Source organism: Pseudomonas sp. R3-57, from assembly GCF_051132065.1.
GTDB lineage: Bacteria > Pseudomonadota > Gammaproteobacteria > Pseudomonadales > Pseudomonadaceae > Aquipseudomonas.
In genome coordinates this window covers 4,671,691-4,683,539 of the sequence record NZ_CP071655.1, presented here as the reverse complement: position 1 = coordinate 4,683,539, position 11,849 = coordinate 4,671,691, and the positions used below count along the sequence as shown (strand labels likewise).

Sequence of the window (11,849 nt, the reverse complement as noted above, 5' to 3'; positions counted from 1 at the left end):
GCACCTCACCATGCACATGTTCCCCGACTGTCTGCCTTGCCGACTCTGTTGCCGGATGCGACGCGACGCCTGATTCAAACCCTCTATTCTCATGACCGTGCCGCCCGTTGGCCGGCCATCGTTCGACTGCGTTTTTTGCGTGGAATAAAAATAATGAACCAGCCTCAGTCCGCTGTGGGTAACTGCCTCGATGTGCAGACCTTCATCAATGCCCAACCGATCTCGCGCTATCAATGGCGGGTGGTGATCCTGTGTTTCCTGATTGTCTTTCTCGACGGCCTCGACACCGCCGCCATGGGTTTCATTGCCCCGGCGTTGTCGCAGGACTGGGGCATCGACCGCGCCAGCCTCGGCCCGGTAATGAGCGCCGCGCTGATCGGCATGGTCTTCGGTGCCCTCGGTTCCGGCCCGCTGGCTGACCGCTTCGGCCGTAAAGTGGTGCTGGTCGGCGCTGTGCTGTTGTTCGGTGCTTTCAGCCTGGCTTCGGCCTACAGCAGCAACGTTGAACAGCTGCTGGTGCTGCGCTTCCTGACCGGGCTCGGTCTGGGTGCGGGGATGCCGAACGCCACCACCTTGCTCTCGGAATACACCCCGGAACGCAAGAAATCCCTGCTGGTGACCAGCATGTTCTGCGGCTTCAACCTGGGCATGGCCGGCGGTGGGTTCATTTCCGCCAAGCTGATCCCGGCGTTCGGCTGGCACAGCCTGCTGCTGATTGGCGGGGTGCTACCGCTGATCCTCGCCGTGGTACTGCTGTTCTGGCTGCCGGAATCGGCGCGTTATCTGGTGGTGCGCAACCGTGGCACCGACAAAGTGCGCAAGACGTTGGCGCCGATCGACCCGGTGACCGTGGCCCAAGCCTCGAGCTTCAGCGTGCCGGAACAGAAAACCGTGAAGGCGCGCAACGTCTTCGCGGTGATTTTCTCCGGCACCTACAGCACCGGCACCTTGCTGCTGTGGCTGACCTACTTCATGGGCCTGGTGATCGTTTACCTGCTGACCAGCTGGCTGCCGACGCTGATGCGTGACAGCGGCGCGAGCATGGAGCAGGCCGCCTTCATCGGCGCGTTGTTCCAGTTCGGCGGGGTGTTGAGCGCGGTGGCGGTGGGCTGGGCGATGGACCGCTTCAACCCGCACAAGGTCATCGGCACGTTCTATCTGCTGGCCGGGGTGTTTGCCTACGCGGTAGGGCAGAGCCTGGGCAACATCACCTTGCTCGCGACTTTGGTGTTGGTGGCGGGGATGTGCGTGAACGGCGCGCAATCGGCGATGCCGTCGCTGGCGGCGCGGTTCTACCCGACTCAGGGGCGGGCGACCGGCGTGTCGTGGATGCTCGGGATCGGCCGCTTCGGCGCAATTCTTGGCGCGTGGATGGGCGCGACGCTACTGGGCCTGGGCTGGAACTTCGAGCAGGTGCTGACCGCACTGGTGATTCCGGCCGGGTTGGCGACCGCGGCGGTGGTGATCAAGGGCATGGTCAGCCATGCGGATGCTACCTGAGGCAGACTCAGGATCGTTCCCACGCTCCGCGTGGGAATGCAGCCCGGGACGCTCTGCGTCCCTTTCAATGTCTGGAACGCGGAGCGTCCCTTGAGGCATTCCCACGCGGAGCGTGGGAACGATCATTAGGCAAACAACAATCTGTTCGATAAACGAACACTCAGTCGATTATCGGATTGTTTGGCCATTTCTCCAGGCTTAATCTTCAGTGACTTCGGCGCTGAACCTCGCGCCTTTTTATCACTGGCGATTCACTATAAAAACGGGAGCCCGCTCCATGGCTGAGATCCTTTCGCTGCACGACGCGGTGAAGCAATTCGTCAACGATGGCGACACCGTCGCGCTCGAAGGCTTCACCCACTTGATCCCTACGGCAGCGGGTCATGAAATCATTCGTCAGGGCAAGAAAGATCTGACCCTGGTGCGGATGACCCCCGACCTGATCTACGACCAACTGATCGGCGCCGGTTGCGCACGCAAGCTGATCTTTTCCTGGGGCGGTAATCCGGGCGTTGGCTCACTGCACCGTCTGCGCGATGCGGTCGAGAAGCAGTGGCCGCATGCGCTGGAAATCGAAGAACACAGCCACGCCGACCTGGCCAACGCCTACGTCGCGGGTGCGTCCGGCCTGCCGTTCGCGGTGCTGCGCGCCTACGCCGGCTCCGACCTGCCGAAGGTCAACCCACTGATCAAAACCGTTACCTGCCCGTTCACCGGCGAAGTGCTTGCGGCCGTGCCGTCGGTGCGCCCGGACGTCACCGTGATCCACGCGCAGAAAGCCGACCGCAAGGGCAACGTGCTGCTGTGGGGCATTCTTGGCGTGCAGAAAGAAGCGGCGTTGGCGGCCAAGCGCTGCATCGTCACCGTCGAAGAAATCGTTGACGACCTCAAGGCACCGATGAACGCCTGCGTCCTGCCGACCTGGGCCTTGAGCGCGGTCTGCCACGTGCCCGGCGGCGCGCATCCGTCCTACGCTCACGGTTACACCGAGCGTGACAATCGGTTCTATCAGGCGTGGGACCCGATCGCTCGTGACCGTGAGACGTTTACTGCGTGGATCGACGAATACATCCATGGCTGCGCTGATTTCAGCGAATTCCAGGCCAGGTTGGCCGCTGCTTCGGAGGCCAAGTAATGACTTACACCACCAATGAAATGATGACTGTCGCCGCAGCCCGTCGCTTGAAAAACGGCTCGGTGTGCTTTGTCGGCATCGGCCTGCCATCGAAAGCCGCTAACCTTGCACGTCTGACTTCGTCGCCGGATGTGGTGCTGATCTACGAATCGGGCCCGATCGGCGCCAAGCCAAGCGTGTTGCCGCTGTCGATCGGTGACGGCGAGCTGGCGGAAACCGCCGACACCGTGGTCCCGACCGGTGAGATTTTTCGCTACTGGCTGCAGGGCGGGCGCATCGACGTCGGTTTTCTCGGCGCCGCGCAGGTCGACCGTTTCGGCAACATCAACACCACCGTGGTCGGCGACTACCACGCGCCGAAAGTGCGTCTGCCGGGTGCCGGTGGCGCGCCGGAGATCGCCGGTTCGGCGAAAAGCGTGTTGATCATCCTTAAACAGTCGGCGCGTTCGTTTGTCGACAAGCTCGATTTCATCACCTCGGTCGGCCACGGCGAGGGCGGCGATTCGCGCAAGCGTCTGGGCCTGCCGGGCGCCGGGCCGGTGGGGATCATTACCGACCTGTGCATCATGGAACCGGAGCAGGGCACTCATGAATTTGTGGTCACCGCACTGCATCCGGGCGTGACTCGCGAGCAAGTGGTCGCCGCCACCGGTTGGGCGATCCGTTTTGCCGACAATGTTGAAATCACCGCTGAGCCGACCACCGTCGAGCTGACCGCGCTGCGCGATCTCGAAGCGCGCACCGCCGCCGCCCACGGCCAGGCCCCGGGAGAAGCATGATGCGTGACGTGTATATCTGCGATGCGATTCGCACCCCCATCGGCCGTTTCGGCGGTGGCTTGTCCGCCGTGCGCGCCGATGATCTGGCCGCCATACCGATCAAGGCGCTGATGGAGCGCAACCCCTCGGTCGACTGGAACGCAATCGACGAGGTGTTCCTCGGTTGCGCCAACCAAGCCGGCGAAGACAACCGCAACGTCGCGCGCATGGCCCTGTTGCTGGCAGGTCTGCCCGACAGCGTGCCGGGCGTAACCCTCAATCGCCTCTGCGCTTCGGGCATGGACGCGATCGGCACGGCGTTCCGGGCGATTGCCTGTGGCGAGATGGAGCTGGCGATTGCCGGCGGCGTCGAGTCGATGTCGCGCGCGCCATTCGTGATGGGCAAGGCTGACGCGGCGTTCTCGCGCAACATGAAACTGGAAGACACCACCATTGGCTGGCGTTTCATCAACCCGTTGATGAAGGCGCAGTACGGTGTCGACGCGATGCCGCAAACCGCTGACAACGTTGCCGACGAGCATCAAGTCTCGCGCGAAGATCAGGACGCGTTCGCCTTGCGCAGTCAGCAACGGACCGCCGCCGCGCAGGCCGCCGGCTACTTCGCTGAAGAAATCGTCGAGGTGCGCATCGCCCACAAAAAGGGTGAAACCGTGGTCAGCCAGGACGAACACCCACGCGCCGACACTACGATTGAAGCGCTGGCCAAGCTGAAACCGGTTAACGGTGCCGACAAAACCGTCACCGCCGGCAATGCTTCCGGGGTCAACGATGGTGCTGCTGCGCTGATTCTGGCGTCTGCCGAAGCGGTAAAAAAACACGGCCTGACCGCCCGTGCAAAAGTCCTCGGCATGGCCAGCGCCGGCGTCGCGCCGCGGGTGATGGGTATCGGCCCGGTGCCGGCGGTGCGCAAACTCACTGAGCGCCTCGGTGTGGCGGTCAGCGATTTCGACGTGATCGAACTCAACGAAGCGTTCGCCAGCCAGGGTCTGGCGGTGCTGCGTGAACTGGGGCTGGCGGATGACGCGGCGCAGGTCAACCCGAACGGCGGGGCAATTGCCCTCGGTCACCCGTTGGGCATGAGCGGTGCGCGGCTGGTGTTGACGGCTCTGCATCACCTGGAAAAGACCGGTGGCAAGAAAGGTCTGGCGACCATGTGCGTCGGTGTTGGCCAAGGCCTGGCCCTGGCCATCGAACGCGTCTGACGCGCTGCGGCATCTATAAGAACTGAGGAAAGCGAAATGACTGACAAGCCTGGTTACCGTCGCCCGCAGGCAGGCACCCAGCCTGAGTACCTGCACCCGACCTACCAATCCACCAACCTGCGCTCGCCGTCCAAGCCATTGGTGCACCTGCCGCACTCGCTGTCGGAAATCACTGGGCCGACCATTGGCGCCGAGCGCCTGGTGGAAAATGACCACGACCTGACCGCGCAGCATGAAGGCGAGCCGTTGGGCGAACGCATCATCATTCACGGCCGTGTGCTCGATGAAGACGGCTTGCCGGTGCCGGGGATTCTGGTGGAGATCTGGCAGGCCAATGCCGCCGGTCGCTACAACCATGCGCGTGATCTGCACGACGCACCGCTGGACCCGAACTTCACCGGCACCGGGCGCACCGTCACCGACGCCGACGGTTGGTATCAGTTCCAGACCATCAAGCCCGGCGCCTATCCGTGGGGCAACCACCACAACGCCTGGCGTCCGGCACATATCCACTTTTCGCTGTTCGGGCCGAGCATTCTCACCCGCCTGGTCACGCAGATGTACTTCCCAGGCGACCCGCTGCTGGCGTACGACCCGATCTATAACTGCGTGCCGGACACCTCGGCCAAGGAGCGCCTGATCGCTGCTTTCGATCTGGACAAAACCATTCCGTCCTACGCCCTCGCTTACCGCTGGGACATCGTGCTGCGCGGGCGTGAAGCCACGCCGATGGAGAAATAAGATGACGCTCAATGCGACCACGTCCCACACCGTCGGGCCGTATTACCACATCGGCCTGACCTGGCTGAACCGCGAAGACCTCACTGTCGAGCAGACCCTCGGCGAGCGCGTGGCGATCACCGGGCAAGTGGTGGATGGCAACGGCGATGTCGTCAACGACGCCATGCTCGAAGTCTGGCAGGCCAACGCCGCTGGCAAGTACGACCACCCGGAAGATCATCAGGACAAACCGCTGGACCCCCACTTCGAAGGCTTCGGCCGAGTGCCGGTGGATGGCGAAGGGCGGTTCCGCTTCACCACGATCAAACCGGGCAGCGTGCCGGGCCTGAAAGGCACGACCCAGGCGCCGCACTTGGTGGTGCTGGTGTTTGCCCGTGGCCTGGTCAAGCACTTGCTCACGCGGATCTACTTCGAAGGCGAACCGGCCAACGTCGATGATCCGCTGCTCGAATGCGTACCCGCCGAACGCCGCAAGACCTTGCTTGCCAAGCCGGATGCCTCGGGTGTTTACCAGTGGAATGTGATCCTGCAGGGTACCGAGGCCGAGACGGTGTTCTTCGATTACTGAACAACAACACCAACCCCCTGTAGGAGTGAGCCTGCTCGCGATTGCGGTGTGTCAGGTTTGAATTGTCTGAATGACACACCGCAATCGCGAGCAGGCTCACTCCTACAAGGGAAACGGTGTAGTTGAGTGCATGATCGTTCCCACGCTCTGCGTGGGAATGCCGCCATGGACGCTCCGCGATCAATCGATACCGGATGTGGAACGGGACTGTTGCAAAGTATGTCTAGACTCTCACTGTTCCTTTCGAGTGAAAAACAATGACCACCACGACCTCCCATTACACCGGCGAGGAGCGCAGCAAGCGCATCTTTGCCATTGTCGGCGCCTCGTCGGGCAACCTCGTCGAATGGTTTGACTTCTACGTCTACGCTTTTTGCGCGATTTACTTCGCGCCGGCGTTTTTCCCCTCCGACAACCCGACGGTGCAACTGGTCAACACTGCTGGCGTCTTCGCCGCCGGCTTCCTGATGCGCCCGATCGGCGGCTGGATTTTCGGCCGGGTCGCCGACAAGCACGGGCGCAAGAAGTCGATGCTCATCTCGATCCTGATGATGTGCTTCGGCTCGCTGCTGATCGCGTGCCTGCCGACCTACAACTCCATCGGCGTCTGGGCGCCGATCCTGTTGCTGTTCGCGCGTCTGCTGCAAGGTCTGTCGGTCGGCGGTGAATACGGCACCACCGCGACCTACATGAGCGAAGTCGCCCTTAAAGGCCAGCGCGGATTTTTCGCCTCGTTCCAGTACGTGACCTTGATCGGCGGGCAACTGCTGGCGGTGTCACTGGTGGTGGTGCTGCAGCAATTTCTCAACGAAGACGAATTGCGCGCCTACGGCTGGCGGATTCCGTTCGTGGTCGGTGCGGTGGCGGCGCTGATTTCGCTGTTCCTGCGGCGTTCGCTGAAGGAAACCACCAACGAAGAAACCCGCGCGCACAAAGACGCCGGCAGCATCAGCGCGCTGTTCCGCGATCACAAGGCCGCGTTCATCACCGTGCTCGGTTACACCGCCGGTGGCTCGCTGATTTTCTACACCTTCACCACCTACATGCAGAAGTACCTGGTGAATACCGCCGGCATGCACGCCAAGACCGCCAGCTACATCATGACCGGCGCGCTGTTCCTGTACATGTGCATGCAGCCGCTGTTCGGCATGCTTGCCGACCGAATCGGTCGACGTAATTCGATGCTCTGGTTCGGCGCCCTCGGCACGCTGTTCACCGTGCCGATTCTGCTCAGCCTGAAAAGCATCAGCAGCCCGTTCCTCGCCTTCGTGTTGATCACCGTGGCGCTGGCGATCGTCAGCTTCTACACCTCGATCAGTGGCTTGGTGAAAGCCGAAATGTTTCCGCCGGAAGTCCGCGCCCTCGGCGTCGGCCTGGCTTACGCGGTGGCCAATGCGATCTTCGGTGGTTCGGCGGAATTCGTCGCCCTGAGCCTGAAAAACATCGGCATGGAAAACTCGTTTTACTGGTACGTGACGGCGATGATGGCGATCGCGTTCCTGTTCAGCCTGCGCTTGCCGAAACAGGCGGCGTATTTGCACCACGATCTCTAACCCGAAATGCGCGGGCCGCCATGGCCCGCGCCGGCAAGGACTTTTATGACTCAGCGACCGGGCAATCAATTGTTCGATGCCTATTTCACTGCCCGCGATATGCGTGAGGTGTTCTGCGACCACGGCCGGGTGCAGGCGATGCTCGATTTCGAGGCCGCGCTGGCCCGGGCCGAGGCGCGCGTCGGGCTGGTTCCGGCGTCAGCCGTGGCACCGATTGCGGCGGCATGCGACGCAGCGCTGTATGACTTCGCCGCCCTCGGCGAGGCGATTGCCACGGCCGGCAACTCGGCGATTCCGCTGGTCAAGGCGTTGGGCAAGCAGATTGCCGCGACAGACGCCGAGGCCGAGCGCTATGTGCATCTGGGCGCGACCAGTCAGGATGTGATGGATTCCGGACTGGTGCTGCAACTGCGTCAGGCGTTGCTGCTGATCGAAGACGAACTGGCGCAACTGGCCGATTCGCTCGCCGTTCAGGCCCAACGGTTTGCCACGACACCATTGGCCGGGCGCACCTGGCTGCAGCATGCGACGCCGGTGACCCTCGGCATGAAAATCGCTGGATGGCTCGGCGCGGTGACGCGCAGTCGTCAACGGCTGCAAGAATTGAAACCGCGCTTGCTGGTCCTGCAATTTGGCGGTGCGTCGGGGACGCTGGCGGCGTTGGGTCAACACGCCTTGCCAATCGCCGAAGCCCTGGCCGAAGAGCTGCAACTGCGCCTGCCGGAACAACCGTGGCACACCCAGCGCGATCGTATCGTCGAGTTCGGCGCGGTGCTGGGATTGATCGCCGGCAGCCTCGGCAAGTTCGGCCGCGATATCAGCTTGTTGATGCAGACCGAAGCCGCTGAGGTCTTCGAACCTGCGGCGCCGGGCAAGGGCGGTTCGTCGACCATGCCGCACAAACGCAACCCGGTCGGCGCGGCAGTGTTGATCGGTGCGGCGACGCGGGTGCCGGGGCTGGTCTCGACGCTGTTCAGCGCCATGCCGCAGGAACACGAACGCAGCCTCGGTCTGTGGCATGCCGAATGGGAAACCCTGCCGGAGATCTGCTGCCTGGTGTCCGGTTCGCTGCAACAGGCACGTTTGCTGGCTGACGGCCTGGAAGTCGATGCCGAGCGCATGGGCCGCAACCTCGAATTGACCCAAGGGCTGGTGCTGGCCGAAGCGGTGAGCATCGTGCTTGCGCAACGGGTCGGCCGCGACACGGCGCATCATCTGCTCGAACAATGCTGCAAGCGCGCGGTGGCCGAGCAACGGCATCTGCGCGCGGTGCTCGGTGACGAACCGCAGGTCACTGCCGAGCTGAGCAGCGCCGAACTCGATGAGCTTCTGAACCCCGCGCATTACCTCGGTCAGGCCCACGTCTGGGTCGAGCGCGCGGTGGCCGAACACAACGCTTTGACTGTCTGAAGGAGAGGGCTGTGGCTTTCGTTCAACTCGCCGATGGCGAACTGCATCACCAGATTCAAGGGCCGGCGCAGGCGCCGGTGCTGGTGCTGTCCAACTCGCTGGGCACCGACCTGCATATGTGGGACGCGCAGATGCCGGCGTTCACCGAGCATTTTCGCGTGCTGCGATTCGACACCCGCGGCCACGGCCAATCGCTGGTGACCGAAGGGCCGTACAGCATCGAGCAGCTCGGTCACGACGTGCTCGGTTTGCTGGATGCGCTGCACATCGAGCGTGCGCATTTCTGCGGCTTGTCGATGGGCGGGCTGATCGGTCAGTGGCTGGGGATCAATGCCGGGCATCGCTTGCACAAGCTGATCGTCTGCAACACCGCAGCGAAAATCGGCGACCCGTCGGTATGGAATCCACGTATCGAAACCGTACTGCGTGACGGTGCGGCAGCGATGGTCGCGCTGCGTGATGCGTCGATTGCGCGCTGGTTCACGCCTGACTTTTCAGCAGCGCATCCCGAAGCGGCGAAGAAGATTACCGACATGCTCGCCGCGACAAATCCACAAGGTTATGCGGCCAACTGCGCAGCGGTGCGCGATGCCGATTTCCGTGAACAACTGGCTTCGATCAATGTGCCGTTGCTGGTGATTGCTGGGAGCGAAGATGCGGTGACGCCGCCGTCCGGTGGGCATTTCATTCGCGACAATGTACGCGGTGCGCAGTACGCCGAGTTCTACGCGGCGCACCTGTCCAACGTACAGGCTGGCGCTGATTTCAGTGATCGTGTTGTGGCGTTTCTGAACGCTTGATAAGGGGATTTTTCGTGGACGAGAAACAACGTTACGACGAAGGCATGCAGGTCCGCCGCGCGGTGTTGGGCGATGCCCATGTCGACCGCAGCCTGACCACGCTGACTGAGTTCAACTCCGAATTCCAGGAGATGATCACCCGTCACGCCTGGGGCGATATCTGGACACGCCCGGGCTTGCCCCGGCACACCCGCAGCCTGATCACCATCGCCATGCTGATCGGCATGAACCGCGAAGGCGAACTGAAACTGCACCTGCGCGCCGCCGCCAACAACGGCGTGAGCCGCGGCGAGATCAAGGAAGTGATCATGCAGAGCGCGATTTACTGCGGAATTCCGGCGGCGAATGCGACGTTTCATCTGGCCGAATCGGTGTGGGATGAGCTCGGGGTTGAATCCCGGGAGTAATGACGCCTGAGCTGCCGCCATCGCTGGCAAGCCAGCTCCCACAGGTTTTATGTTGTGCGCAAGATTTTGTGTTCAATGAACATCCCTGTGGGAGCTGGCTTGCCAGCGATAGCGGTGCATCAGTGACATGAAATTCGACTGACCTGACGCCATCGCCAGCAGGCTGGCTCCCACAGGGTTAAATGTTGGCCGCAGGCTATGGGTACAACGCCAAACCCTTGTAGGAGTGAGCCTGCTCGCGAAACGGTGTGTCAGTCACAGATGATTCGACTGACCTGACGCCATCGCGAGCAGGCTCACTCCTACAATTTGGATCGGTGTTTACAGCAGGCTGATCGGGTAGCTGACGATCAAGCGGTTCTCATCGAACTCGTTGTTGCTGAAATCCCGGCGCATGGTCGAGTTGCGCCATCTGACATTGAGGTCCTTGAGCGTGCCGCTCTGCACGGTGTAGCCCAGTTCCGATTCGCGACCCCATTCCTTGCCGTTGCTGACAGTACCGGTGTGCACGTTGTCGCCGCTGATGTAGCGGTTCATCAGGGTCAGGCCGGGAATGCCCATGGCGGCGAAGTTGTAGTCGTGGCGCAGTTGCCAGGAACGTTCCTGGGCATTGTCGTAACTGGCGTTGTAGCTGTCGTTGGCCAAGGTCCCGCCGCTGGTGCCGTTGACCCGCATCCACGCGCTGTCGCCGGTGAGTTTCTGCAGGCCGACGTAGAAAGTGTTGCCGCCATATTTGGCCGAGAACATCCCGTACCAGGTTTTGTTATCCAGATCACCGGCGCGGGCGCTGCCGTCGTCCTTGCCATAGAAGAAGCCCAGATTGGCGCCCAGCGTCCAGTCGCCGAGCGGCTGGCTGTGCAGCACATTCAGGTACTGCTGGCTGTAGATGTCCTTGAGTTGCGCGTTCCATAAACCGATCTGGGTGCGCTTGTCGTTGAACAGGTACTCGCCGCCCTGGAAGTTGAAACGATCAGAGGTGAACGCGGCTTTGCCGGTCATCGACAGGTCGCTCATGCTGCTGTCGTCGCGCGGGCTGTTGGCGCGGAACTGGCCACCATAGAGGGTCAGGCCGGCGATTTCCTTCGAGGTGATCTGCCCGCCGCGAAAGGTCTGCGGCAGCGAACGACCGTCGTCCGAACGCAGGATTGGCAACACCGGCATCCATTCACCCACTTTCACTTCGGTCTGGGAAAACTTCGCTTTGAAAGCGACGTTGGTGCGGCCGAAGTTATCAGCCGGGCGACCGTCGCGATCGAGCGGCAACAGTTGCGTACCGCCTGTTCCTTTACCGCCATCGAGCTTGACCGAGTACAAGCCAAGCACATCCATGCCGAAGCCGACCGTGCCCTGGGTAAAACCGGATTTGGCATCGAGGATGAAACTTTGCGTCCACTCTTCCGCCTTGCCCTGGGCCTTGGTTGGATTGGTGAAGTTGCGGTTGATGTAGAAGTTGCGCAGGTTCAGGTTGACCTTGGCGCCTTCGACGAAACCGGCTTCTTCGGCTACGGCGGGCAGGGCCGCGCCGGCCAGGGCCAAAGCGATCAGACCAGGAAGTGCGCAGGGCGCAGAGGAAGCTTTCATGGGCGTGGGTCTCTCTTGTTTTTTTGGGGCAAACGAGGGCGCTGGCGCCGGTTTTTCAAGGCGCAGACGGGAAACACATTGGAGGATGAAACGGATTGATCAGCCGGGCGGGGCAGGGCGCGGGAGCATGGTGTCGAACCTGATGTTATTGGTTTTGTTGGTTGAATGGTGCG

Annotated in this window: 11 protein-coding genes; 10 read left to right on the top strand and 1 reads right to left on the bottom strand. The window is 62.1% G+C overall.

The genetic code is table 11. The features are described 5' to 3' along the window. Positions 1 to 153 precede the first annotated feature (153 nt). The 10 genes from J3P93_RS21080 to pcaC all read left to right on the top strand — a co-directional run bounded on the left by J3P93_RS21080 (position 154) and on the right by pcaC (position 10,095). Entirely contained in the window at positions 154 to 1,500 is a 1,347-nt protein-coding gene (locus J3P93_RS21080) for an MFS transporter (protein ID WP_434591513.1), read from the top strand. Between the two features lie 277 nt (positions 1,501 to 1,777). Then, positions 1,778 to 2,635: a CoA transferase subunit A gene (locus J3P93_RS21075; protein ID WP_434591511.1), complete on the top strand. Its 858-nt coding sequence runs from the start codon at positions 1,778 to 1,780 to the stop codon at positions 2,633 to 2,635. Beyond that, a complete protein-coding gene (locus J3P93_RS21070; RefSeq protein ID WP_434591509.1) occupies positions 2,635 to 3,414 on the top strand; it encodes a CoA-transferase subunit beta in 780 nt (259 codons plus the stop codon). Before J3P93_RS21075 ends, J3P93_RS21070 begins: the two co-directional genes overlap by 1 nt. Then, on the top strand, positions 3,411 to 4,616 hold the full coding sequence (gene pcaF, locus J3P93_RS21065; protein ID WP_434591506.1) for a 3-oxoadipyl-CoA thiolase: 1,206 nt from the start codon (positions 3,411 to 3,413) through the stop codon (positions 4,614 to 4,616). The genes J3P93_RS21070 and pcaF overlap by 4 nt, the downstream gene beginning before the upstream one ends. 36 nt (positions 4,617 to 4,652) lie before the next feature. Further along, on the top strand, positions 4,653 to 5,357 hold the full coding sequence (gene pcaH, locus J3P93_RS21060; RefSeq protein WP_434591503.1) for a protocatechuate 3,4-dioxygenase subunit beta: 705 nt from the start codon (positions 4,653 to 4,655) through the stop codon (positions 5,355 to 5,357). 1 nt (position 5,358) lies between these two features. After that, on the top strand, positions 5,359 to 5,925 hold the full coding sequence (pcaG, locus tag J3P93_RS21055) for a protocatechuate 3,4-dioxygenase subunit alpha (RefSeq protein WP_434591500.1): 567 nt from the start codon (positions 5,359 to 5,361) through the stop codon (positions 5,923 to 5,925). Positions 5,926 to 6,182: 257 nt separating this feature from the next. Next, complete coding sequence (locus J3P93_RS21050) at positions 6,183 to 7,478, top strand: MFS family transporter (RefSeq protein ID WP_434591498.1); 1,296 nt, start codon at positions 6,183 to 6,185, stop codon at positions 7,476 to 7,478. A gap of 45 nt (positions 7,479 to 7,523) precedes the next feature. Further along, positions 7,524 to 8,888: a 3-carboxy-cis,cis-muconate cycloisomerase gene (locus tag J3P93_RS21045; RefSeq protein ID WP_434591496.1), complete on the top strand. Its 1,365-nt coding sequence runs from the start codon at positions 7,524 to 7,526 to the stop codon at positions 8,886 to 8,888. A gap of 11 nt (positions 8,889 to 8,899) precedes the next feature. Next, the gene (gene pcaD / locus J3P93_RS21040) at positions 8,900 to 9,688 is read left to right on the top strand and encodes a 3-oxoadipate enol-lactonase (protein WP_434591493.1); all 789 of its coding nucleotides are present in this window, start codon (positions 8,900 to 8,902) and stop codon (positions 9,686 to 9,688) included. Between the two features lie 14 nt (positions 9,689 to 9,702). Further along, entirely contained in the window at positions 9,703 to 10,095 is a 393-nt protein-coding gene (gene pcaC / locus J3P93_RS21035; protein ID WP_007917093.1) for a 4-carboxymuconolactone decarboxylase, read from the top strand. Between the two features lie 321 nt (positions 10,096 to 10,416). Here the strand turns inward: pcaC and J3P93_RS21030 are convergent, their stop codons facing one another. Beyond that, positions 10,417 to 11,676 (bottom strand): OprD family porin, encoded by a 1,260-nt coding sequence (locus J3P93_RS21030; RefSeq protein WP_434591490.1) that lies wholly within the window; start codon positions 11,674 to 11,676, stop codon positions 10,417 to 10,419. Between the last annotated feature and the right edge of the window lie 173 nt (positions 11,677 to 11,849).

What these genes read in the sequence shown, in the direction of transcription:
- pcaF (WP_434591506.1), top strand. Translation starts at nt 3,411, where the DNA reads ATGATGCGTGACGTGTATATCTGCGATGCGATTCGCACCCCCATCGGC.
- J3P93_RS21080 (WP_434591513.1), top strand. Translation starts at nt 154, where the DNA reads ATGAACCAGCCTCAGTCCGCTGTGGGTAACTGCCTCGATGTGCAGACC.
- pcaG (WP_434591500.1), top strand. Translation starts at nt 5,359, where the DNA reads ATGACGCTCAATGCGACCACGTCCCACACCGTCGGGCCGTATTACCAC.
- J3P93_RS21030 (WP_434591490.1), bottom strand. Translation starts at nt 11,676, where the DNA reads ATGAAAGCTTCCTCTGCGCCCTGCGCACTTCCTGGTCTGATCGCTTTG.
- J3P93_RS21070 (WP_434591509.1), top strand. Translation starts at nt 2,635, where the DNA reads ATGACTTACACCACCAATGAAATGATGACTGTCGCCGCAGCCCGTCGC.
- pcaH (WP_434591503.1), top strand. Translation starts at nt 4,653, where the DNA reads ATGACTGACAAGCCTGGTTACCGTCGCCCGCAGGCAGGCACCCAGCCT.
- J3P93_RS21075 (WP_434591511.1), top strand. Translation starts at nt 1,778, where the DNA reads ATGGCTGAGATCCTTTCGCTGCACGACGCGGTGAAGCAATTCGTCAAC.
- J3P93_RS21045 (WP_434591496.1), top strand. Translation starts at nt 7,524, where the DNA reads ATGACTCAGCGACCGGGCAATCAATTGTTCGATGCCTATTTCACTGCC.
- J3P93_RS21050 (WP_434591498.1), top strand. Translation starts at nt 6,183, where the DNA reads ATGACCACCACGACCTCCCATTACACCGGCGAGGAGCGCAGCAAGCGC.